19 protein-coding genes and 1 pseudogene are annotated in these 23,459 nt (G+C 65.2%); 11 read left to right on the top strand and 9 right to left on the bottom strand.

All coding sequences use genetic code 11. The features are described 5' to 3' along the window. Positions 1-561, top strand: a complete 561-nt coding sequence (locus AC3WLT_RS05265; RefSeq protein ID WP_492591014.1) for an RBBP9/YdeN family alpha/beta hydrolase — start codon at positions 1-3, stop codon at positions 559-561. A gap of 61 nt (positions 562-622) precedes the next feature. On the opposite strand, the gene AC3WLT_RS05260 is transcribed toward AC3WLT_RS05265, so the two are convergent. Further along, positions 623-1,843, bottom strand: coding sequence for a CaiB/BaiF CoA transferase family protein (locus tag AC3WLT_RS05260; protein ID WP_492590858.1), 1,221 nt, complete (start codon positions 1,841-1,843; stop codon positions 623-625). Positions 1,844-2,128: 285 nt separating this feature from the next. Here AC3WLT_RS05260 and alaS point away from each other — a divergent pair, with 285 nt between their 5' ends. Then, positions 2,129-4,753, top strand: coding sequence for an alanine--tRNA ligase (gene alaS / locus AC3WLT_RS05255; RefSeq protein WP_492590857.1), 2,625 nt, complete (start codon positions 2,129-2,131; stop codon positions 4,751-4,753). Positions 4,754-4,878: 125 nt separating this feature from the next. Here the strand turns inward: alaS and AC3WLT_RS05250 are convergent, their stop codons facing one another. Further along, positions 4,879-5,784, bottom strand: coding sequence for a LysR family transcriptional regulator (locus AC3WLT_RS05250; protein WP_492590856.1), 906 nt, complete (start codon positions 5,782-5,784; stop codon positions 4,879-4,881). Between the two features lie 114 nt (positions 5,785-5,898). On the opposite strand from AC3WLT_RS05250, the gene AC3WLT_RS05245 reads away from it, so the two are divergent. The 9 genes and pseudogenes from AC3WLT_RS05245 (at position 5,899) to AC3WLT_RS05205 (ending at position 14,126) form a co-directional block, all read left to right on the top strand. Next, positions 5,899-7,173: a YbfB/YjiJ family MFS transporter gene (locus AC3WLT_RS05245; protein ID WP_492590855.1), complete on the top strand. Its 1,275-nt coding sequence runs from the start codon at positions 5,899-5,901 to the stop codon at positions 7,171-7,173. A gap of 614 nt (positions 7,174-7,787) precedes the next feature. After that, positions 7,788-8,117, top strand: a pseudogene (locus AC3WLT_RS05240) (threonine aldolase); the annotation flags it as partial. 72 nt (positions 8,118-8,189) lie between these two features. Continuing rightward, entirely contained in the window at positions 8,190-8,720 is a 531-nt protein-coding gene (locus tag AC3WLT_RS05235) for an NUDIX domain-containing protein (protein ID WP_492590854.1), read from the top strand. Positions 8,721-8,750: 30 nt separating this feature from the next. Next, positions 8,751-9,899, top strand: a complete 1,149-nt coding sequence (gbd, locus tag AC3WLT_RS05230) for a 4-hydroxybutyrate dehydrogenase (RefSeq protein WP_492590853.1) — start codon at positions 8,751-8,753, stop codon at positions 9,897-9,899. 75 nt (positions 9,900-9,974) lie between these two features. After that, positions 9,975-10,424: an acyl-CoA thioesterase gene (locus AC3WLT_RS05225; protein ID WP_492590852.1), complete on the top strand. Its 450-nt coding sequence runs from the start codon at positions 9,975-9,977 to the stop codon at positions 10,422-10,424. Positions 10,425-10,428: 4 nt separating this feature from the next. Continuing rightward, complete coding sequence (locus AC3WLT_RS05220; RefSeq protein WP_492590851.1) at positions 10,429-11,367, top strand: branched-chain amino acid ABC transporter permease; 939 nt, start codon at positions 10,429-10,431, stop codon at positions 11,365-11,367. Further along, positions 11,360-12,667, top strand: a complete 1,308-nt coding sequence (locus tag AC3WLT_RS05215; RefSeq protein ID WP_492590850.1) for a branched-chain amino acid ABC transporter permease — start codon at positions 11,360-11,362, stop codon at positions 12,665-12,667. Before AC3WLT_RS05220 ends, AC3WLT_RS05215 begins: the two co-directional genes overlap by 8 nt. Further along, positions 12,664-13,416 (top strand): ABC transporter ATP-binding protein, encoded by a 753-nt coding sequence (locus AC3WLT_RS05210; protein WP_492590849.1) that lies wholly within the window; start codon positions 12,664-12,666, stop codon positions 13,414-13,416. Before AC3WLT_RS05215 ends, AC3WLT_RS05210 begins: the two co-directional genes overlap by 4 nt. Beyond that, positions 13,413-14,126 carry an ABC transporter ATP-binding protein gene (locus AC3WLT_RS05205; protein WP_492590848.1) on the top strand — a complete coding sequence of 238 codons (714 nt, stop codon included), beginning with the start codon at positions 13,413-13,415 and terminating at the stop codon, positions 14,124-14,126. The genes AC3WLT_RS05210 and AC3WLT_RS05205 overlap by 4 nt, the downstream gene beginning before the upstream one ends. Before the next feature lie 11 nt (positions 14,127-14,137). Here the strand turns inward: AC3WLT_RS05205 and iolB are convergent, their stop codons facing one another. The 7 genes from iolB to AC3WLT_RS05170 all read right to left on the bottom strand — a co-directional run bounded on the left by iolB (position 14,138) and on the right by AC3WLT_RS05170 (position 23,190). Continuing rightward, positions 14,138-14,938 (bottom strand): 5-deoxy-glucuronate isomerase, encoded by an 801-nt coding sequence (iolB, locus tag AC3WLT_RS05200; protein ID WP_492590847.1) that lies wholly within the window; start codon positions 14,936-14,938, stop codon positions 14,138-14,140. Beyond that, positions 14,935-15,873, bottom strand: a complete 939-nt coding sequence (gene iolE / locus AC3WLT_RS05195; RefSeq protein ID WP_492590846.1) for a myo-inosose-2 dehydratase — start codon at positions 15,871-15,873, stop codon at positions 14,935-14,937. Before iolE ends, iolB begins: the two co-directional genes overlap by 4 nt. A 10-nt stretch (positions 15,874-15,883) precedes the next feature. After that, positions 15,884-17,839: a 3D-(3,5/4)-trihydroxycyclohexane-1,2-dione acylhydrolase (decyclizing) gene (gene iolD, locus AC3WLT_RS05190; RefSeq protein WP_492590845.1), complete on the bottom strand. Its 1,956-nt coding sequence runs from the start codon at positions 17,837-17,839 to the stop codon at positions 15,884-15,886. Beyond that, positions 17,836-19,875, bottom strand: coding sequence for a bifunctional 5-dehydro-2-deoxygluconokinase/5-dehydro-2-deoxyphosphogluconate aldolase (locus AC3WLT_RS05185; protein WP_492590844.1), 2,040 nt, complete (start codon positions 19,873-19,875; stop codon positions 17,836-17,838). The genes iolD and AC3WLT_RS05185 overlap by 4 nt, the downstream gene beginning before the upstream one ends. 65 nt (positions 19,876-19,940) lie before the next feature. After that, positions 19,941-20,783: an ATP-binding cassette domain-containing protein gene (locus AC3WLT_RS05180; RefSeq protein WP_492590843.1), complete on the bottom strand. Its 843-nt coding sequence runs from the start codon at positions 20,781-20,783 to the stop codon at positions 19,941-19,943. Positions 20,784-20,796: 13 nt separating this feature from the next. After that, the gene (locus AC3WLT_RS05175) at positions 20,797-21,966 is read right to left on the bottom strand and encodes an ABC transporter permease (RefSeq protein ID WP_492590842.1); all 1,170 of its coding nucleotides are present in this window, start codon (positions 21,964-21,966) and stop codon (positions 20,797-20,799) included. A gap of 177 nt (positions 21,967-22,143) precedes the next feature. Then, on the bottom strand, positions 22,144-23,190 hold the full coding sequence (locus AC3WLT_RS05170; RefSeq protein ID WP_492590841.1) for a sugar ABC transporter substrate-binding protein: 1,047 nt from the start codon (positions 23,188-23,190) through the stop codon (positions 22,144-22,146). Between the last annotated feature and the right edge of the window lie 269 nt (positions 23,191-23,459).

Here is a 23,459-nt window from a genome sequence, read left to right as displayed (position 1 = left end):
ATGAGCACGCAAAAACCACGAGTACTCGTGCTGCCTGGCTACCAGAACTCCGGCGAAGGCCATTGGCAGACGCGCTGGGAGGCGCTCGACCCGGCGTTCGTGCGCGTGCGGATGCCGGACTGGGATCGTCCCGGGCGCGATGCATGGTGCCGGACGCTCGACGCCGAAGTGGCCGCCGCCGACACCCAGGTGGTGTTCGCCGCGCATAGCCTCGGCTGCCTCACCACGGTTTTCTGGGCGGCACAGTACGCCAGCGCCGCCCAGCTTGCGAAGGTAGCGGGGGCGTTGCTGGTGGCCGTGCCCGATCCGGTTGAGGCGCATTTCCCGCAGGACGCCAGCGGTTTTGGACCCGTGCCGCTCACGCGCTTGCCGTTTGCGAGCATTGTCGCGGCCAGCAGCGACGATCCGTACGGCGGCGTGCCGTTCTCGCGGACCTGTGCGAACGCGTGGGGCAGCCGCTGGATCGGCATCGGCTCGCGCGGCCATATCAACGCCGACAGCGGACTCGGCGATTGGGACGAAGGGCGGCGCTGGCTGGCTTCGTTCGGCAAGCCGGCGTGAGCCTTCCCTTGGCGTGAACTTCCCACGCGTGGCCTCCGCGCACGAGCCTCCCAGGCCACGCTCAAATCACCGACTGCTCCCGCAACGCCGCGATCCGCGTCTCGTCGTAACCGAGCACGTCGCGCAGGACGCTGTCGGTGTGCTCGCCGAGCGTGGGCGGATGAGCAAGCGCCTCGGGCGGCGTGCCGCTCATATTGATCGGATTGCGCACCAGCTTGACCGTGCCGCCCGACGGATGCGGCAGGTCGACCTGCATTCCGCGCGCCACCACCTGCTCGTTCTCGAACACTTCGGCGAGATCGTTGATCGGCCCGCACGGCACGCCGGCGGCTTCCAGCGCGGCGATCCATTGCTGCTTGCCCTGCAGACGGACCATGTCGGCGAGGATCGGCACGAGAATGTCGCGGTGGCGCACACGCGCCGGGTTGGCGGAGAAGCGTTCGTCGTCGGCCAATTCCGGACGGCCGCCCGCTTCGACGAATTTGCGGAACTGACCGTCATTGCCGACCGCGACGATGATCCAGCCGTCGCTGGTCTGGAAGGTCTGGTAGGGCACGATGTTCGGATGCGCATTGCCCCAGCGCACCGGCGGCTGACCGCTCGCCAGGTAGTTTGAATTCATGTTGGCGAGCATCGCCACCTGCACGTCGAGCAGCGCCATGTCGATGTACTGGCCTTCGCCCGTGCGGTCGCGATGCGTGAGCGCGGTCAGCACGGCGATAGTCGAATACATGCCGGTCATCAGGTCGGCGATTGCGACGCCCGCTTTCTGCGGGCCGCCGCCCGGCTGGCCGTCGCGCTCGCCGGTAATGCTCATGAAGCCGCCGATGCCTTGCACGATGAAGTCGTAGCCCGCCCGCTGCGCATACGGCCCGGTCTGCCCGAAGCCGGTTACCGAGCAGTAGATCAGATCGGGCTTCACTTCTTTCAGCGACGCGTAATCGAGCCCGTACTTCTTCAACTGGCCGACCTTGTAGTTCTCCAGCACGACGTCGCTTTGCGCGGCCAGTTCGCGGACGATCCGCTGGCCTTCGGGCGACGCGATATCCACGGTGACCGAGCGCTTGTTGCGGTTGGCCGCGAGATAGTAGGCGGCCTCGCGCGTATCGGCGCCTTGTGGCGTTTTCAGGTACGGCGGCCCCCAGTGACGGGTGTCGTCGCCGACCTCGGGGCGTTCGATCTTGATGACGTCGGCGCCGAAATCGGCAAGCGTTTGCGAGCACCAGGGCCCGGCGAGCACGCGTGTGAGATCCAGCACGCGGATATGACTGAGAGCGCCCATATTCTTCGATGTCTCCTATGTAGCCCAAGAGGCGCGCATGGCGCCGCGGATGGGGGCAATCTTAAGCGATTCCCGCGCGGCGGCGCAGTCAGCCGGACGGCATAGGACGCGTGGCGTGCGCCGCCGTGTCTCACGCTACCCGGCGAAACCTGGCCGAACGGCTAACGGTGCCGCGCGCGCCGCCGCGCACCGGCGCCGATCCCGTATAATCAGTCGTTTAAGAAACAATCAGTTGGCGCATCCCACGATGCAGCCGGTAACAGCCAGGACCGTCCCCCGCACGCTATGAAAGCCGCCGAAATCCGCGAGAAATTCCTCAAGTTCTTCGAATCGAAGGGCCATACGATCGTTCGCTCGTCGAGCCTTGTGCCCGGCAACGACCCGACACTGCTCTTCACCAATTCGGGAATGGTGCAGTTCAAAGATGTGTTCCTCGGCGCGGAATCGCGTCCGTACTCGCGCGCCACGACCGCGCAGCGCAGCGTGCGCGCCGGCGGCAAGCACAACGATCTGGAAAACGTCGGCTACACCGCGCGTCACCACACGTTCTTCGAAATGCTGGGCAACTTCTCGTTCGGCGACTATTTCAAGCGCGACGCGATCCACTACGCGTGGGAGCTGCTGACCGGGGTCTACAAGCTGCCGAAAGACAAGCTGTGGGTCACCGTCTATCAGGAAGACGACGAAGCGCACGACATCTGGGCGAAAGAAGTGGGCGTGCCGGTCGAGCGGATCATCCGCATCGGCGACAACAAGGGCGCGCGCTACGCATCGGACAACTTCTGGCAGATGGCCGACACCGGTCCGTGCGGGCCGTGCTCGGAAATCTTCTACGACCACGGCCCGGACGTGTGGGGCGGCCCGCCGGGATCGCCTGAAGAAGACGGCGACCGTTACATCGAGATCTGGAATCTCGTGTTCATGCAGTTCAACCGCGACGCGCAGGGCAACATGACGCCGCTGCCCAAGCAGTGCGTGGACACCGGCATGGGTCTGGAGCGGATTGCAGCGGTGCTTCAGCACGTGCACAGCAACTATGAGATCGACCTGTTCCAGGCGCTCATCAAGGCGGCCGGCCGCGAAACCGGCGTGGCCGATCTGACGAACAACTCACTGAAGGTGATTGCCGATCACATCCGCGCCTGCTCGTTCCTGATCGTCGACGGCGTGATTCCGGGCAACGAAGGCCGCGGCTACGTGCTGCGCCGGATCGTGCGCCGCGCGATTCGCCACGGCTACAAACTGGGCAAGAAGGGGTCGTTCTTCCATCGCATGGTCGCGGACCTCGTCGCGCAAATGGGCGGCGCCTATCCGGAACTGAAGGATGCCGAACAACGCGTGACCGACGTGCTGCGTCAGGAAGAGGAGCGCTTCTTCGAAACCATCGAGCACGGCATGTCGATCCTCGAAAGCGCGCTGGCCGATCTCGAGGCCAAGGGCGGCAAGACGCTCGACGGCGAACTCGCATTCAAGCTGCACGACACCTACGGTTTCCCGCTCGATCTGACGGCGGACGTGTGCCGCGAGCGCGAAGTGACGGTCGACGAAGCCGCCTTCGACGAAGCCATGGCGCGTCAGCGCGAACAGGCTCGTGCGGCCGGCAAGTTCAAGATGGCGCAGGGCCTCGAATACTCGGGCGCGAAGACCACGTTCCACGGCTACGAAGAAATCGTCTTCGACGATGCCAGGGTGATCGCGCTGTATGTGGACGGCGCTTCGGTGAAGCAGGTGGCCCACGGCCAGCAGGCCGTCGTCGTGCTCGACCACACGCCGTTCTATGCGGAGTCGGGCGGCCAGATCGGCGACCAGGGCGTGCTGGCTAACGCGAGCGTGCGCTTTGCGGTTGCCGACACGCTGAAGGTGCAGGCTGACGTGGTCGGCCATCACGGCACGCTGGAGCAGGGCACGCTTAAGGTCGGCGACGTCGTGAAGGCGGAAATCGACGCGGTGCGCCGCGCGCGCACGGCCCGCAATCACTCGGCTACCCATTTGATGCACAAGGCGCTGCGCGAAGTGCTCGGCTCGCACGTGCAGCAGAAGGGCTCGCTCGTCGATCCGGACAAGACCCGTTTCGACTTCGCGCACAACGCGCCGATGACCGACGAGCAGATCCGTCGCGTCGAACAGATCGTCAACGCCGAAGTGCTGGCGAACGCGCCGGGCATCGTGCGGGTCATGCCGTTCGACGAAGCGGTGAAGGGCGGCGCGATGGCGCTGTTCGGCGAAAAGTACGGCGACGAAGTGCGCGTGCTCGACCTCGGTTTCTCGCGTGAGTTGTGCGGCGGTACGCACGTGCACCGCACGGGCGACATCGGCATGTTCAAGATCGTGATGGAAGGCGGCGTTGCCGCCGGCATTCGTCGCGTGGAGGCGATTACTGGCGACAACGCGGTGCGTTTCGTGCAGGACCTCGATGCGCGGATCAATGCGGCGGCGGCTGTTTTGAAGGCGCCGCCGTCGGAGCTGGCGCAGCGGATCGTGCAGGTGCAGGATCAGGTGAAGTCGCTGGAGAAAGAGCTTGGCGCGTTGAAGTCGAAGCTCGCGGCGAGCCAGGGTGATGAGCTTGCCGGACAGGCGATCGAAGTTGCCGGCGTGCATGTGTTGGCTGCCACGCTCGAGGGCGCGGACGTGAAGACGCTGCGTGAAACGGTCGACAAGCTGAAGGACAGGTTGAAGAGCGCGGCGATCGTGCTGGCTTCGGTCGAGGGCGGCAAGGTTAGTCTGATTGCCGGCGTGACGGCGGATGCCAGCAAGAAGGTCAAGGCCGGCGAGCTGGTCAATTTCGTAGCGCAGCAAGTTGGTGGGAAGGGTGGTGGACGCCCCGATATGGCACAGGCCGGTGGTACCGAGCCGGCGAATTTGCCTGCGGCGCTTGCCGGTGTGCGGAGTTGGGTCGAAGGGCAGCTTTAAGGCCGCAGGTGTTCTGCTGCGCGAGCTGGGGGATGTGGTTGTTGTCGTTGCAATTCGCTCGCGCAGCAGTGGTTTTTTGGCCTGGCGGCGCTCATTCGTAAAAACTGCTGCGCAAGAAAGACAAATCAGGAACGAGCCGCCACCGCAGGTGCCCCAGCCGCATCTTCATGCGCCATAAGCGTCTGCTTCAGTGCATTCAAAGCAGAAGAAAAATGCCCCCGTCGCCAGACGAGCAGCGTATCGATCACCCCAATATCAGCAAGCTCATGCACGGCCACATTGCTGGTATCGGCTTTCAGATCCAGCACCGAGCGCGGCGCCACAGCCACCCCGGCCCCAGCGGCGACGCAAGCCACAATCGCATGATAAGAGCCAAGCTCCAGCACTCGAGCCGGCCTCACCCCATGCTCCAGATACCACTTCTCGATATAAGCCCGATAAGCACAGCCGCGTTCAAACGCGATCAACGTCGATAAAGCAATATCCCGCACTTCGCGAATCGGCCGATGCCCCCGCGGCGTCAGCATCACCAGTTCTTCGCGGAACACCGGTACTGTTTCGAACAACTCGCCAAGCACGGCAGGGTCTGGCGGCGTCGCCACCAGGGCGGCGTCCACTTCGAATTCACGTACCCGCTCGATCAGCTTGCCCGTGGTGCCGGTTTCGAGTTCGAGCGCGACGTCGGGCCAATTCTGGTGATATTGCGCGAGCAGTCCAGGCAGGCGCGTTGCCGCCACGCTCTCCATCGTGCCCAGCCGCAATCGACCACTCGGACGATCCTCGCGCACGGCATGGCGCGCTTCGTCGGCGAGCGCGAGCAGCCGCTCCGCGTAGGGCAATAGCGTCTCGCCGGCCGGCGTCAAAACGAGGCGCCGGCCGTCGCGGATGAACAGATCGGTGCCCAGTTGTTGTTCAAGCTGCTTGATGCGCGTCGTCACGTTCGATTGCACGCGATTGAGCTTGGCAGCGGCGCGCGTCACGCCGTTTTCCCGCACGACTGCGCGGAAAATGGTCAAGGCGGCCAGATCCATGATTCTCTCCAGGCGATAGGTTGCATCCAAATTATTCATTTTTCGTGATCGAAAGGTCAAGCTAATATGGATCAATGCGCAGGCGACCGCCGGCGCCGCTTACATCTTCCGCCCATGAACGATCTCGCCTCGAACGTGCAAGAAACATCCGCCGAACGCCACGCTGCCCGCCGCGCGGCGCTTGCCTGCATGGTCACGCTGGCGGTGGCGCTTGGCATCGGACGCTTCGCGTTCACGCCGCTGTTGCCGCTGATGCTTCACGGCAGCGTCTTCGGACAGCCGCAAATCGACATCCAGCACGGCGGCTGGCTCGCATCGTTCAATTACGCGGGCTATTTCATCGGCGCTGTCATGTGCGCGGCGCTGCGGGTCGAGCCGGCGCGGATGGTCCGCGCCGGCCTCGTCGTCACGGTCTTGCTGACACTGGCGATGGGGGGCACGAGTCAGTTCTGGATTTGGGCCGTCGTGCGCTTCGTCGCCGGCGCGGTCAGTGCCTGGACCTTCGTATTCGCATCGCAGTGGGGCCTGCGGCGGCTGGCCGAACTCGGTGCGCACGGGTGGGGCGGGGTGATTTACACGGGCCCCGGCGTCGGGATCGTCGGCACGGGATTGCTGGTCAGCGTTGCGGGCGGCTATGGCGCGACGGCGGGTTGGATCGGTTTCGGGCTCATCGCGGTCGTGCTGTCGATCGGGGTGTGGCCGATATTCGGCGCTGCGCACGGGTCCACTGCGAGAAGCACCGGCCCCGGTACGGCCGGATCAACCGCCAGCGCCCATGCGCGCCAGCATGCCCCGAGCCGCACCGCACGCCGCGCCGACGTCTTCTGGCTGGTCCTGCTCTACGGCGTGCCCGGCTTCGGCTACATCATTACCGCGACCTTCCTGCCGGTGATCGCACGCCACGCGCTGCCGGGCTCGGCATGGCCCGATCTGTTCTGGCCGATGTTCGGCGCGGCGCTGATCGCCGGCGCATTGCTGGCGGCGCGGCTGCCGGTGCATTGGGACAACCGCACGCTGCTCGCGGGATGCTACGTGCTGCAAGCCTGCGGCATCGCGCTCGGCATCGTCTGGCCGACAGCGGGCGGCTTCTCGCTCGGCACCATGCTGATCGGCCTGCCGTTCACCGCGATCACCCTGTTCGCGATGCGCGAGGCGCGCCGTTTGCGCGGCGACGATGCGGCCGGTCTGATGGGCTATGCGACCGCGGCGTACGGCATCGGTCAGATCGTCGGCCCGCTGGTGGCGGCGCCGATCGCCGAACACAGCGGATCGTTTTCGCCGGCGTTGTGGCTGGCGGCGGGCGCGTTGCTGCTGGGCGCGGCCGGCCTGATCATCGTGGCGCGCATGCCGCGCGGCCGTGGCCGCATGCCCGATTGCGGCTGCTCCTGACTGCACGTCAAACAGCGACGCACCAAACGGCGACGTGCCATACAGCGACGTGCCACACAGCGACGAGCCAAACGACGTCGAGCCAAACGACGTCGAGCCAAACGACGTCGAGCCAAACGACGTCGAGCCAAACGACGTCGAGCCAAACGACGGCACGCCAAACAGCGATGCGAGGCACGTATTCGGGACGCCCTCTCTCAGCCGCTCTGCAAAAATTCCTGCGCTAAACCCATTCCGCCAGTACGCGCACGTCGATTCGTCGGCTCGCGCTTCAGTGAAACGCGCGCGTCCGCGAAAAGAAGCAAGCGTTGAGCCGGCCGTCCTTCAAATCTTCGCGTCAACCGGGTCCGCAACTGTGCGCACGGCAAGTTCCTCTGGCCGTGCTTCGGCGAAACATGCGTGTGTCGAGGCGGCGCCCGCCAAATCTGATCAATCGAAAACAAATAACCCATTGGCGCACTAAAATGACCGCTTTCCCGCCATCTCAGCGCCTGTCGCCGGGCGCGCCGCCAACCATGCAACATTTCGCGTCCGACAACTACGCCGGCATCTGTCCCGAGGCGCTCGCCGCCAACCATAGCGGCCACGAACCGGCCTATGGCGACGACGCGTCCAGCCAACTGGCCTCGAAGATGCGGTTCATCCCGGCGCCCTGGCTCGGTCTGCTCGACAACGACGTATGGCTGCGCAACGCGAATGCAATGGCGCAATTGCTGCAATCGCGGTTGCAGGAAATTCCCGGGCTGAGCATCATGTTTCCCAGCGAATCGAATGCGGTGTTTGCGCAGTTGCCGGCGCAGGCCGCCAAGGTGATGCGCGCGCGGGGCTGGAAGTTCTATGAATTCATCGGCGCGGGTGGTTGCCGCTTGATGTGCGCATGGGACACGCAAGCGGAAACCGTCGAGCGTTTTGCCGCCGAAGTGCGCGAACTGTGCGCGGCCTGAAACCGCGCTCGCCATACCGCGCGGCACGCAAGACATAATCAGACACAAGACATAAGACACCTCCCTCTCGCCATGACTCAATACCAATTCTGTCCGCGCTGCGCCACACCGCTGGCCGAGCGCGTCGACGCCGAGCACGAAGGCGGCCGCGTGCGCCAGGCCTGTCCCGATCCGGAATGCGGCTACGTCCACTGGAACAATCCGCTGCCGGTGGTGGCCGCGATCGTCGAGTACGAGGGCAAGATTCTGCTCGCGCGCAACGCCGCGTGGCCGGAAGGCACGTTCGCGCTGATCACCGGCTTTCTGGAGAACGGCGAGACGCCGGAAGAGGGCATCGCCCGCGAAGTGCTCGAAGAAACCTCGCTGCGCGCCGAGACAGTCGAGCTGGTCGGCGTGTACGAATTCATCCGCAAGAACGAGCTGATCATCGCGTATCACGTGAAGGCTTACGGGACGATCGCGCTGTCGCCGGAATTGCTCGAATACCGGTTAGTCGAACCCGCCAGGCTGCGGCCGTGGCGCGCGGGCACCGGTCAGGCGCTCGGCGAATGGATGCGCCGGCGCGACCTGCCGTTCGAGTTCGTGGAGAAGCCCGGACAATAGGCGGGCGCGAAATAAAGGAGGGAGGTCGGCATGGCCTATATCTACTATCTGACCCATATCCATCTTGGCTACGACGCGCTGTCGCAACTGGCGTCGGAGTGCGCGCGGATCGGTATCAAGCGGCCGCTTCTGATTACCGACAAGGGCGTGGCCGCAGCCGGCATCGTGCAGCGCGCGCTCGACGTGTTGAAGTTCGGCGACGTGCCGGTATTCGACGACACGCCGTCGAATCCGACGGAAGCGATGGTGCTGGCCGCCGCCGGGCGGTATCGCGACGAAGGCTGCGATGGGCTGATCGCAGTGGGCGGCGGATCGTCGATCGATCTGGCCAAAGGTGTGGCGATCGCGGCCACGCATCCAGGCGCGCTGACCCAGTACGCGACCATCGAAGGCGGCAGCCCGAAAATCACCGCCGCCGCTGCGCCGCTGATCGCCGTGCCTACCACCGCGGGCACCGGCAGCGAAGTCGCGCGCGGCGCGATCGTGATTCTGAACGATGGCCGCAAGCTCGGTTTTCACTCGTGGCATCTGCTGCCGAAATCGGCGTTGTGCGACCCGGCGCTCACCCTTGGCTTGCCGCCCGGTTTGACTGCCGCGACCGGCATGGACGCGATCGCGCACTGCATCGAAACCTTCCTCGCGCCGGCCTTCAATCCGCCCGCCGACGGCATCGCGCTGGATGGCCTCGAGCGCGCGTGGGCCAACATCGAACGCGCGACGGCGGACGGTAGAGATCGCGCAGCACGCCTGAATATGATGAGCGCATCGATGCAAGGCGCAATGGCGTTTCAGAAAGGCCTCGGCTGCGTGCATTCGCTGTCCCATCCGTTGGGCGGCCTGGAGGTGAACGGGCGCACGTCGCTGCATCACGGCACGCTGAACGCCGTCGTGCTGCCGGCGGTGCTGCGTTTCAACGAAACCGCCGACACCGTGGTCACCGATAAGCGCTATGCACGGATGCGTCGCGTGATGGGTTTGCCGGAGAACGCGGATCTCGCGCAGGCGCTGTTCGACATGACCGCACGGCTCGGTTTGCCGACCGGCCTGAAGCAGATGGGCGTCGAGGAAAGCATGTTCGACAAGGTCATCAAGGGCGCGCTTGCCGATCACTGCCACCGCACGAATCCGCGCGAAGCGACCGCAGACGACTACCGCCGCATGCTGACCGAGTCGCTTTGAACCGGCCAGGCAGAACAACCGCCGATGAGATAACGCTCAACACAGCGCCCAACACAGCGACCAAGAACCGTCACGATGAATAAACCCGCACCGGCCGCGCGCGCGGCGTACCCGCACTTTCTGCCGATCACGACGCGCTGGATGGACAACGACGTCTACGGCCACGTGAACAACGTCGTCTACTACAGCTACTTCGATACGGTGGTGAACGAGTATCTGATCCGCGCGGGCGTGCTCGACTTCGAGCACGGCGCGACGATCGGCCTGGTGGTCGAGACGCATTGCAACTACTTCGCGCCGCTGGTGTTTCCCGACCGGGTCGACGCGGGCTTGCGGATGGCGCGGCTCGGCACCTCGAGCGTGCGTTACGAAGTGGGGCTTTTCAGGGAAGACGACGATCAGCCCGCCGCACAAGGTCATTTCGTGCACGTCTACGTGGATCGCGTGACGCGTCGTCCGGTGACGCTGCCGGCGCCGTTGCGCGCCGCGCTCGAACCGCTGACGGTTGCGGCGCAAGCGGAATAGGCGCGTGCAGTCGTTCGTTATCAATCTGCTGAACGGCGTCAGTTACGGGCTGCTGCTGTTCATGCTGTCGGCGGGCCTGACGCTGATTTTCAGCATGCTCGGCGTGCTGAACTTCGCGCACGCGAGCTTCTATATGCTCGGGGCGTACGTCGGGTTTTCGGTGGCGGCGCATGCGGGATTCTGGGCGGCGCTGGTGATCGCGCCGCTGATCGTCGGGGCGATCGGCGCGGCGCTGGAGCGCGGATTGCTGCGCCGCGTGCGTCCGCACGGTCATCTTGCCGAGTTGCTGCTCACGTTCGGCGCGGCCTATCTGCTCGGCGAAGCGGTCAAGCTCGGCTGGGGCTTGAGCGCCCTGAGCGCGACGGTCCCGGCCGCGCTCGAAGGTCCGTTGTTCACCGTCTACGGCGCGGCCTTCGCGCGCTATCGGGCGTTCATGATGGCGGTGTCGCTGGCGATGCTCGCGGTGCTGTACGCGGTGCTGCGCGTGTCGAAAGCCGGTTTGATCGTGCGCGCGGCGCTCACGCACGCGAGCGCCGTCGAAGCGCTCGGCCACAACGTGCCGCGCGTATTCACCGGCGTGTTCGCGGCGGGCACGGCGCTCGCCGCGTTGGCCGGCGTGATCGGCGCGCCGCTCTTCGTGATCGAACCGGCGATGGCGGAGTCGGTCGGGTCGATCGTCTTCGTGGTGGTCGTGATCGGCGGGCTCGGCTCGTTGAGCGGGGCGCTGGCGGCCTCGTTGATGGTCGGCTGCGTGCAGACCCTCGCGGTGGCGAGCGACGTCTCGCTGGGCGACGTCGTGTCCGTGTTCGGGGAATCGCTGCCGTCCGAATGGGACGCGCTGACGCTCGCGCAACTCGCGCCGCTGATTCCCTATCTGCTGCTCATCGCGATGCTGGCGCTGCGCCCGCGCGGACTCTTCGGCCGGCGTGACGACCATGCGTGAACTACACGAACCGCCTGAACTGCATGATCCGGCTGAATCGCCCGTGGCCCGGCCGCGTTCGAGGTGGCGCCTGTTCGCGCCGTGGCTCGCGCTCGGCGCGTTCCTCGCGGTGCCGCCATGCATATGGCCGCAAAGCTGGCTGCTCGCCTATCTCGCGCAGACCGCGACGATGATCGTCTTCGCGCTGTCGTACAACTTGCTGCTCGGCGAAACGGGACTGCTGTCGTTCGGGCATGCCGCCTATGCCGGATTGGGCGCGTTGATTGCCGCGCAGGTGTTCAACGGCATCGGCGTGCCGCTGGTGCTGTTGCCGTTGATAGGCGGCATCGGCGGCGCGCTGTGCGGAGCGCTGCTCGGTTTCGTGTCGACGCGGCGCGCCGGCACCGCGTTCGCGATGATTACGCTCGGCATCGGCGAACTCGTCGCGGCGGCCGCGTGGACCTTGCCCGACTGGTTCGGCGGCGTGGCCGGCGTGCCGATCGATCGCGCGAGCGGGCCGCTGCTCGGCAGCTGGAGCTTCGGCCCGGCATCGCAGGCCTATGCGCTGATCGCGCTGTGGTGTGTGCTGGCGACCGCTGCAATGTTTGCGCTGTCGCGCACGCCTTTCATGCGCCTCGCCAACGCCGTGCGCGACAACCCGGCGCGCGCCGCGGCGATCGGCTGTTATCCGCGCCGCATCCGCTATGGCGTGGTGGTGGCGTCGGCGTTTTTTGCCGGCATGGCGGGGACCTTGGGGTTGATCAACGTCGAACTGGTGTCGACCGAAAGCGTCGGCATGATGCGCTCGGGCGCGGTGCTGATCGCAACGGTGATCGGCGGCACGGCGGCGTTTTTCGGACCGGTAGCGGGCGCTGTCGTGCTGACCTTTTTCAGCGTCGCGGTGGCGAGCGTCACGCGGGCGTGGCTGTTCTATCTGGGGCTGTTCTTCATCGTGGTCGTGGTGGCCGCGCCCGCTGGTCTCGCGGGTTTTGTGCAGCGGCACACGGCCCGCGTCGCGGAATACGGCTGGCGCGTGTGCAGCAAGGCTTATCTATTGGGCACCGCCGCCGCGCTGCTGTGGACGCTGGCCGTCGTACTCGCGGTGCAGTGGGCCTACGCCGCTCAATTCGGCGCGGACGACGGCGCGTCGTTCAACGTTATCGGTATGCCGATACTAACGGCTTCATCGCATCTGTGGCTGGGGGCAGCGGTTTGCATGCTGACCGCGTTCGGCGCGCTTGCGGCGCATTACGCGGCTCGCGCGCGAGCACGCCTTGCCGTTATCTTGCGTCGTACGCCGGCAAGCGGAGGCGCGCGATGATCCCGGCCCTCGCGCTCTACGGCATCGAAAAACGCTTCGGCGCAACGCAGATTCTGCGCGGCGTCGATCTCTTCATCGAACCCGGCGAGCGTCACGCGTTGATCGGCCCGAACGGCGCCGGCAAGTCGACCCTCTTCAACCTGATTGCCGGCGGCGCGCGGCCGAACGCCGGGCGCATCGATCTGTTCGGCGCGGAGATCACGCGGCTCGCGCCGGCCGCGATCACGCGCCGTGGCCTCGCGCGCAGCTTCCAGACCAGCAGTGTGTTCGCGCGGCTGAGCGTGTTCGACAATTTGCGCTGTGCCGCGCAGCTTGCCGAGCGCGATCGCACGCGCTGGTGGCAGCGCGTCAGCGGTTCGCGCACGGTCGACGCGCGCGCCGAACAGGTGCTCGAGTCGGTAGGGCTGAGCGGGCGCCGGCACATGCAAGCCGGCACGCTCAGCTATGCGGAGCAACGCGCGCTCGACTTAGGCCTTGCGCTCGCGGGCGGCGCGCACACCTTGCTGCTCGACGAACCGACCGCCGGCATGAACCGCGCCGAAGCGGCGCGCGCGATCGAACTGATTCGCGAGACGACCGCCGGCCGGACGCTGCTGATGGTCGAGCACGATATGGACGCCGTGTTCGGTCTCGCCGATCGCATCTCCGTGCTGGTGCGGGGCCGCGTGATCGCGACCGGCACGCCGGCGGCGATTCGCGCGGATGCGGCGGTGCGGGCTGCTTACCTCGGCGACGGTTTCAGCGCATGACGGCCTTGCTCGACATAGCGGGACTGAATGCCTGGTACGGCGCGAGCCAGGCGTTGCATGGCGTCACGCTGCGGCTCGACGCGGGCGAAGTGCTCGCGCTGGTCGGGCGCAACGGCTCCGGCCGTTCGACGCTGGCGCGCGCCATCATGGGCCTCGTGCGCAGCGAGGGCGAGTTGCGCTTTGCCGGCCATTCGCTCGGCGGGCTGCGCACGTTCGAAATCGCCCGTCTGGGGCTCGGCTATGTCCCCGAGCATCGCGATGTGTTTCCGGCGCTGAACGTCCACGAGAATCTGCAACTCGGTGTCGCGCCGCGTGACCGGGGCCGCACGCCGCGTTTCGCCTTCGACGACGCGTACGAGCTATTCCCCGTCCTGCGCGAACGAAAACGCACGCGGGCCGGCACGTTGTCGGGCGGCGAGCAGCAGATGCTGACGCTCGCCCGCGCGCTGCTCGGAGACCCCGATCTGCTGGTGATCGACGAACCCGGCGAGGGCCTCGCGAGCCTGGTGATGGGGCAGGTCGCGCAATGTCTGCGGATGCTGCGCGATCGTGGCGTGGCGATGCTGCTGATCGAACAGCGCCTTGTGATCGCGCAAGACATCGCAAGCCGGGTCGCGGTGATGGGGCATGGCGAGATCGTCTTCGACGGCGCGCTCGCGTCGTTTCTGAAGCGGCCCGATGTGATGCAGGAATGGCTCGGCGTGGGTTGACCGCTGAACGGTCAACTATCCTTATTGATAATCCACTCATGCGCCGGATCGTTCCGGAAATGCCAAACCCTCTGCCCGCCGGCCATGACGTTCAAGTAATAAGATTCATACCCGTACGGTACAACCACCGGATGATATCCACGCGGCACCATCACGACGTCGTGATCCTCAACAGCCATGGACTCGTCGATGTCCCTCAAATCGGTATAAACACGCTGAAAGGCAAATCCTTGCGGCGGATCGAGCCGATGATAATAAGTCTCCTCGAGCGAACTCTCATGCGGCACATTATCGGTATCGTGCTTATGCGGCGGATAGCTCGAAGCATGCCCGCCAGGCGTCCGAACCTCGACAACCAGCAAAGACTCCGCAGGCTCGGTCTGCGGAAGAATATCGCATACGTATCGCGTATTGAATCCCTTCCCGCGTGTCGAGCGCTTCATCGAAGCAGGCTCAATCAGCCTCGCCGGATAGACGCCTTTAGCCGGCGCGCTGGCCACGCCAATCTCGGCATCGCGGCAAGCCCGCACCGTCGCCCGCACGCCCGGCGGCAAATACAAGGCATATGGCGCGGCATCCTCGAATACGCTGTCGCGTGAGCCCAGCGAACTCCAGGTGGCGTCAGCGGTCTCGACATCCACGGCGCCCGTCAGCACCACGATACAAACCTCCCGCGACGGCTCGAGCACGTGCACCACCTCATTCGTACCCAGTCGATACGCGGCAAACCCCACGTACCGCCAACACGCCGACTCGGGTGTCACCCGCGCGATCGTCTGGCCCTCGCGCTGCGCCTTCACCAATAAACTCATGCTGCCTCCTGCTCAGTCGCGCCACCGGTGTCGAGCGGTGCATCGAGCAACGCTCGCAAGGTCCGATATCCCTTCTGCGCATAGTCAAACGACGGCGCGACCACCGGATCCTGTTCGGCCTCGACCACCAGCCAGCCACGGTAACCATGCCGCTTCAACCGGTCGATGATCGCCGGAAAATTCACTGCGCCATCGCCCGGGACGGTGAACGCACCGTTGATCACCGCATCGAGAAAGCTCCAGTTGCGATTGCGCGCCAGCTTCATCACCGCCGGACGCACGTCCTTGCAGTGCACGTGACACACGCGCGCGATGTGCTTGTCGAGTACCGTCAACGGATCGCCTCCGGCAAACGTGATGTGCCCGGCGTCGAACAGCAGGCCGACTGCGTCGCTCGTGCGCGACATCAGTTGATCGACGTCGGCCGGCGTCTCGACGTACGCGCCCATGTGATGATGATAGGCGAGCCGCACGCCGCGGCTCAGCGTATAGCGCGCGAATTCATCGACGCGGGCGGCGTAGGCGTCCCACTGTGCGTCGCTGAAAAAACGCGGCCGTTGATACAGCGGTTGCGGCGCGCCCTGGATCGAATCGGCGACTTCGCCGTATACCATCACCGTCGCGCCATTCTGCGCGAGCAGTTCGAGATGCGGGCCGACCGCGGCGATTTCCTCTGCGACGCTGCGTCGCGCGAGCCGTCCCGCGAGTCGTCCCGAGTACCACCCGGACACCAGAGCCAGGTCGTATTGCGCAAGCAGCATCTTCAATGCCCGCGGTTCACGCGGAAACTTGTTGCCGAGTTCGAAGCCCTGATAGCCGATCGTGCGTCCTTCGGTGAGCGCGACTTCGAGCGGCGTTTCTCCGCCGAGCGACGGCAGATCGTCGTTCATCCACGACAGCGGGTTGATGCCGATACGTACGTCGAAAGCAGTCATGCGGGCGTCCTCATTCGTGGTCGGCGGAGCCGGCCGGCTCGGCGCGCGCGGCGAGTTGCGCGTCGTATTTCGCACGCGCGGCGCGCACGGCGTCGCGCGGCGACACTTCGGGTACGGCGACTTCCCACCACCAGCCGCCGTCGTCGGTGGTCCGGGCGGGGTCGGTGTCGATGCTGATGACGTACGTGCGATCAGCGGCGCGCGCGCGTTGCAGCGCGCTTTCGAGTTCGGCGACATTCGCGACGTGCTCGGCGTGCGCACCGAGCGAACGCGCATGTGCGGCGAAGTCGATGCTGGGTGCGCCAAGCGGGCCTTGCATGCAATCGTCGAGCAGGTTGTTGAACGGCGCACCGCCGCACGCCTGCTGCAAGCGGTTGATACAGCCGTAGCCGCGATTGTCGAGCACCACGACGATCAGCTTCGCGCCGAGCATCACCGAGGTCGCGATCTCGCTGTTCATCATCAGATAGCTGCCGTCGCCGAGCATCACGATCACTTCACGCGCGGGCCGGGCGAGCTTCACGCCGAGGCCGCCGGCGATCTCGTAGCCCATGCACGAGTAGCCATACTCGACGTGATACGCGCCGGGCTTGCCGGCCCGCCACAGCTTGTGCAACTCGGCGGGCAAGGTTCCCGCGGCGCACACGACGATGTCGTTGACGGCGGACTGCGCGCTCGAACGCTGCACCGCGCCGATTACATCGCCTTCGTAGGGCAGCACGGTGTCGCGTTGCGGCGCATGCGTGAGCGTGCTCACCGTGTCGCGCCAGCCGGCCGCGAGTTTGTGCGCGCGCGCGGTCCATGCGCGATCCGCGTGCCAGCCTTGCAGATGCGCGGCGAGCGCATCCAGCGCGAGACGCGCGTCGGCTTCGACCGCCAGCGCGCGATGCTTGAGGCCGTCGAACGGATTGGCGTTGATGCCGATCACGTCGGCCTGCGTGAACAGCGTGTTCGAGCCGGTGGTGAAGTCCTGCAAACGTGTGCCGATCGCGAGCACACAATCGGCGTCGTGCGCGAGCGCGTTCGCGGCGGGCGAGCCGGTCACGCCCAACGCGCCGGCGTTCAGCGGATCGTTCCACGCGAGCGAGCCTTTGCCGGCCTGCGTCTCCGCTACCGGAATGCCGTGCGCGCCGGCGAAGCGGTGCAGCGCATCGGTCGCGTGGCCATACAGAACGCCGCCGCCCGCGACGATCAACGGCCGCCTGGCGCGCTGCAGACGCGTGAGAGCCGCTTCGATAGCTTCGGCGCGCGGCGCGGGGGCATGAAACGTGACGACGCGCGGCGCAAAGAAATCCGCCGGGAAGTCCCATGCCTGCGCCTGCACGTCTTGCGGCAACGCGAGTGTGACGGGGCCGCATAACGCGGCGTCGGTCAATACACGCACGGCGCGCGGTAACGCGTTGAGCAACTGCGCGGGATGCACGATGCGGTCGAAGTAGCGCGACACCGGTTTGAACGCATCGTTGGCGGAGATGCCGCCGTCGTGGAAATCCTCGACTTGCTGCAACACCGGATCGGGTGCGCGCGAAATGAACACGTCGCCGGGCAACAGCAATACGGGCAGACGATTCACATGCGCGAGCGCCGCTGCCGTCACCAGATTCGTCGCGCCCGGTCCGATCGACGTCGTGACCGCCATCATGCGGCGCCTGAAATGCGCTTTCGCATAGGCGATCGCGCTATGCGCCATCGCCTGTTCGTTGTGGGCGCGCAGCGTGGGCAGTTCGTCGCGATGCTGATACAAGGCTTCGCCGATACCGGCTACATTGCCGTGGCCGAAGATCGCGAATACGCCGCCAAAGAGCGGCTCGGTGCCGCTGCCGTCTTCGGTCGCGACGCGAAGCGCGGCGAGATAGCGAACGAGCGCCTGCGCGGTCGTCAGACGGACCGTCCCGCCCAACGGCGTGCGCGTCTGGACGGCGTCGTTGGCGGACGCCGCATCGTGATGCAACACGCGTTGGTTCATGCCGCCTGCTCCTGATGAAGGTGGCTCGATGCGCTATGCGGTGTGGCCGCCGTGCCGCGGGTCGCGCGCCACGACGCGATCAGCGTTTCGAACGTGCGGCGCACGCGCGCGATCAATTCGTCGTCGCCGATCTCGCCGGCCAGCCACGCATGGCTCGGTTCGTGGAAGATCGTGCGGCCGACCGTAAAGCCGCGGCACGTCGCCGATTGCGCTGCCGCGCGGAAGCCCTCGTTCAGCTGCTCGACGGCCGCCGACAGACCAAGCAGCACCACGCCCCGGCAATACGGATCGCGTTCGGCGATCAGCGCATCGACAGCTTGCCATTGCACGGCGTCCATCGGTTCGAGCTTCCACCACTCCGGATAGATCCCGATGTTGTAGAGCCGCTTCAACGCGCGATAGACGATGTCCGGCGTTTGCGGCAGATGCGCGTGCTTCGGCGGAATCACTTCGAGCAGCAATTCATGGCCGCTCGCTTGCGTGGCGTCGTAGAGTGCGCGCAGTTGCGCTTCCTGCTCGAGACGCTGTTCGACGGGTTCGTCCGGATGGTATTGCACGAGGCACTTGGCGATGTGCTCTTGCGGCCAGGCGATCAACGAGGTGCCGATCGAGCGGCCGTGATCGAACACCAGCGGCACGGAGCCGGGCAATTCGACCGGGCGGCCGATCCACCAGCCGCGGCCTGTCGCAGCGTTCAAGGCATCCTGGCCGTAGCGGTCATCGATCAACACGCCGATGCGGCCTTGCAAACCTAGTGCGCTTTCGGTTTGCGCGACGGCTTCGACGAACAGTCCCTTCAGTTGCGCGATACGCGCTTCGTCAGCGCCGGTCTGCTGCGCGAGTTCGAAGAACTGGTTGCGGTGATCGAACGCGAAGCCGAGCACTTCGTCCCATTGCTTGCGGGCAGGGGAGACGCGATGCAGGCGCGCGAGCGTCGCGTCGCGATCCGGACGGCGCATGCGCTGCGGATCGGCTTTCGCTTCGCGCAGGAAGTAATCGAGCTCGGCGGGCGTCGGCATCGCCGGGGCGCAGCCGTGACGCGACACGACCAGCGCGCCGCTCGCGTTCGCTGCACGCGCGCATGCGTCGAGCGGTTGATCGCGCAACCATCCGGAGAGAAAGCCTGACGCAAACGCATCGCCGGCTCCGAGCACGTTCAGCACTTCCACTTCCACGCCGCCGTGAATCGGCGCGTCGTCGAGCGTTGCGGGCACGCTGCCGTCGATGATCTGGCAGCCCAACGGTCCGCGCTTCACGACCAGCGTGGCCGGCGTCACGGCGCGCACCATCGCGAGCGCTTCGATCAGCTCGGTCTTGCCGCCGGCGATGCGGAATTCCTCCTCGGTGCCGATCACCAGATCGAAGAGCGGCAGAATGCGCTGCAAATGCGCGGTCACGCCTTCGTCGGCGACAAAGCGGGTTTCGCCGTCCGCTTTGCCCGTGAGGCCCCACAACACCGGACGGTAATCGATATCGAGCACGGTGCGCACCTGGTTGCGTCGCGCGTAGTCCAGCGCGCGACGACTCGTGCGGTTCACCCGTTCAGTGGAGAAATGCGTGCCGGTGATCAACAGCGCTTTCGACGACGCGATGAACGTCTCGTCGAAATCCGCTTCATCGACGGCCATGTCCGCACAGTTCTCGCGATAGAAAATCAGCGGGAACGTATCGCGGTCTTTCAGGCCGAGCAGCACCAAAGCGGTCAGACGCTCCTGATCGATGCGCACGTGACTGACGTCGCAACCTTCCCTGGTGAGCGTCTCGGTGAGAAAGCGGCCCATGTGATCGTTGCCGACGCGCGTCAGCATCGCCGACGCGAGGCCGAGCCGCGCGCAGCCGAACGCGATATTCGCCGACGAACCGCCGAGGTACTTCGCGAAGCTCGACACGTCTTCGAGACGTGCGCCCACTTGCTGCGCGTACAGATCGACGGCGAGCCGGCCGAGGCAGACGATGTCGCGGCTGCGGCCCGGCGCGAAGCGGCTGGCGCCGGCCGCGCCTGAACCGGCCGTGCTGGAGGTGCTGGAATGAGCCATGAATGTTCCTGAATAGCTGGGCGCGGCAGCAGGCGCGGCAAGCGCCCGCAACACGCGCAAATGAATCAGATCGTTGCGCCGTCGAGTTCGCCGATCATCTTCTGCATCTCGGCGCCGCCGGCCATCATGTCGAGCACTTCGTCCTTGCTGATGGTGTCCTTCGTGAAGGTGCCGAGCGATTTGCCGCGATTGAGCAGCGTGAACGAATCGCCGATCGGATACGCGTGGTGCACGTTGTGCGTGATGAAAATCACCGAGATGCCTTTCGCACGCGCCGTATGGATCAGCTTCAGCACGTTGAAGCTCTGCTTGACGCCGAGCGCGGCGGTCGGCTCGTCGAGAATCAGCACGCGCGCGCCGAAGTGAATCGCCCGCGCGATCGCGAGACATTGTTTCTCGCCGCCGGACATCGTGCCGATCGGCTGATGCGGGTCGCGCACGTTGATGCCCATTTCGGCGAGCTTGTCGCGTGCGGTGGTGGCGCTGGTTTCGAGGTCCATCACGCTCAGGAAACCGAACAGCTTTTTCTGCGGCTCGCGTCCCATGAAGAAATTGCGCGCCACGGATAGCAACGGCACCAGCGCAAGATCCTGGTAGACGGTGGCGATGCCGAGATCGAGCGCGTCTTTCGGCGACTCGAACGACACGGGCTTGCCGTCGACCAGATATTGACCGGAAGAGGGCTGATGCACGCCGGCGAGCGTCTTGATCAGCGTCGATTTACCTGCGCCGTTGTCGCCGAGCAGGCAATGCACTTCGCCGCGTTTCAGGCGCAAGGTCACGCCGCTCAGGGCGATCACCTTGCCGAAGTACTTGCTGACGTTTTCGAGCGCGAGGATCACGTCCTCCTGCGGCGCGCTAGCGGTGTTCACGGTGCTCGCCGTGCTCACGGTATTCGTATCGGACATGTTCGTCTCCTCGTTACGATTGCGCGACGCGGCGGCGCACATAGTGATTGAACAGCACGGCGATCAGGAGCATCACGCCGAGGAACACGCGGAACCAGTCGGAGTCGACGTTCGTGTAGGTAATGCCGATCTGTACGACGCCGAAGATCAGCGCGCCGAAGCAGGCGCCGATCACCGAGCCGTAGCCGCCGGTCAGCAGCGTGCCGCCGATCACCGCCGCAATGATGGCCTCGAATTCGGCTTGCAGCCCCCGGTCGGCCGCGGCCGAGCCGATATCGCACACTTGCAGCACGGCGAACAGGCACGCGCAGAACGCGGTCAGCACGAACAGCGAGATCTTCACGCGCCGCACCGGCACGCCGACGTTCTTCGCCGCATTGGCGTCGCCGCCGACCGCGAAAATCCAGTTGCCGAAGCGGGTTTTGGCGAGCGTGAACGCGCAGACCGCGGCCAGCGCGAACCACCAGAGCAGGACTTTCGGAATGCCCGGCACGAGCGGGTTGCCGTTGTCGAGCAGCTTGACGATACCGATGTGGCCGAGCCAGACGAACAGGCCCTTGAACGCGACGCCCTGGAAGAGCGTATGAGCGAACCAGTCGTGAGCGGCAACGTCGCCCACGCCGGAGATGATCGTGCGGTCGGCGAACATCACCGAGAGCGCCAGCGTGAGCCCGCGCAAAATGAACAGAAACGCCAGCGTGACGATGAACGACGGCAGCCGCGTGCGCATTACGAGGTAGCCGTTGAGCGCGCCGAGCAGCATCGAACCTGCGAACGCAAAGACGATCGACAACGCGATCGGCCAATGGAAGTACATCGTGGGCAGCGCAACCATCATGCCCGCAAAGCCGATCATCGAGCCGATCGACAGATCGAATTCGCCGGCGATCATCAGCAGGCACGCGCCCACCGAAATCAGGCCGAGATACGCGGCCACCTGTGACCAGTTCATCACGCCGTCGAGGTTGAACATGCCGGAGTTGCCGGCCGCAAACCCGAACACGAGGAACACCATCACCGTCCCCGCGAGCGCTGCGAATTCCGGGCGGTTCAGCAGATGCCTGAACCAGGATTCCTCACGGACACGCTCGTCGGGCGCCGCGGCTGCACCGCTCGACGTCGAAGCTGTTTCGGAAGGGGGCTGCTTGCGCGAATGGATGTGGAAGGGGTTGGCTACGCCCATTGAAGCTCTCCTTGATGCGCCGGTGAGTGGCTGTCTATGACGGACCGTGGCGCTTGATGCCTATAAAAGCACGTAAAACATGGCGAATGCAGGCGTGGAGCGGCGCGGCCGGCCGCATCCACTTTCTTCATACTTGCCGGAACGGTTCTCCCGTGTCCGTCCTCCCTGCGCAATACGTCAGCGGTACTGCCCGGCGTATTTCACGACCTTGTCGATGTTGGCCTTGGTGATGAAGCCCGGGCCGGAGCCGATATTGCGCGGCCCATAAGCGGGCGCCAGGCCGTAAGTGGCAAGACGTTGCTGGAACTTCGGATTCGCCTGCAGGATCTGGCGGATCTTCGCTGGATCCGTGGTGTGTTCCTTCTTCACGACGGCGAGCACGGCGACCGGGATATAGCCTTGCAGGTAGGGTTGCTGGTCGATTGCGAACTGGATCGTGCCGTCCTGGATGCCCTTGGCGATGTCATTGTCGAAGTCGAAAGTCGCGAACCAGACCTTGCCGGCGAGGCCCATCTGCTGCAGCGCCTTGATCGTCGGTGCCGCCGACAGCGGGCCGAGGGTGAGTACCGCCTGGGTGTTCGGGTGATTGCGCAGGTACGCGCTCACCTTGGATTGCACGCCGGTCGGATCCTGGCCGGCGTCAAGCGTGGAGGCCTTGAAGTCGACGCCGATCGCTTCGGCAAAGCCGCGGCAGCGTTCGAACGAAGCCGGGTTGGTCGCGTAATGGTTGACGCACAGGAACGACTTGATGCCCGCGGCCTTCGCCTTTTCGCCGGCGGCTTTGCCCGCGGCGTATTCAGGCTGGCCGACGTGCATGATCGCGCCGAGCTGCGCGCTTTGCTCTTCCGTGCCGGAGTTGATCGTGACGACCGGGATGTGTTTCTGAGTGACCTTGGCGATCGAGCTCTTGAGCACGTCGTAGTCGGCGATCGAGACGACCACGCCGTCGTAGTTGCGCGCGGCGGCCTGTTCGACGAGGCGCGCCATGTCGGCGATGTCGCCGTTCGGCGGATTGCGGTAGTCGGTCTCGACGTTGAAGTCTTCGTCGGCCTGTTTGATGGCGTTCTTGATGGTGTTCCACCACGAATCCGAATCCGGCGCGTGGCTGACCAGCACGAAGTGGCCGTCAGCCGCGCGGGCGGCCGACGCCGCACCGAATCCCGCCGCCAACGTCAATGCCGTTACCAGAATCCTGAGCGTAGCCTTGCCATTGCAAAGTCTCATTGTCTCCACCTTTCTCGGTCTGTCGTTATTGAAGGAGCGTCTGGCGGGCTTTCCATCTGCACATGTACCGGCACATGTTCGCCGAAGCACCATCGCTCACGACCAAGATTAGGTCATCTTTCGAGGTGTTGCAATGAAAATTTCATGACAAATAAAAATGGAAAATACATTCCATTTGATGCGGCGCCTGCCTATAATCGGCAGCGTCAACACGCCGTGCGGCGGGCCTGCAACGGCTCTGCGGCACCGCAATAGAGCCACGAAGAGAG

The organism is Paraburkholderia sp. FW306-2-2C-D06C, from assembly GCF_058781505.1.
Note: the sequence above shows the minus strand (reverse complement) of the source record. Positions and strands in the feature narration are given on the sequence as shown.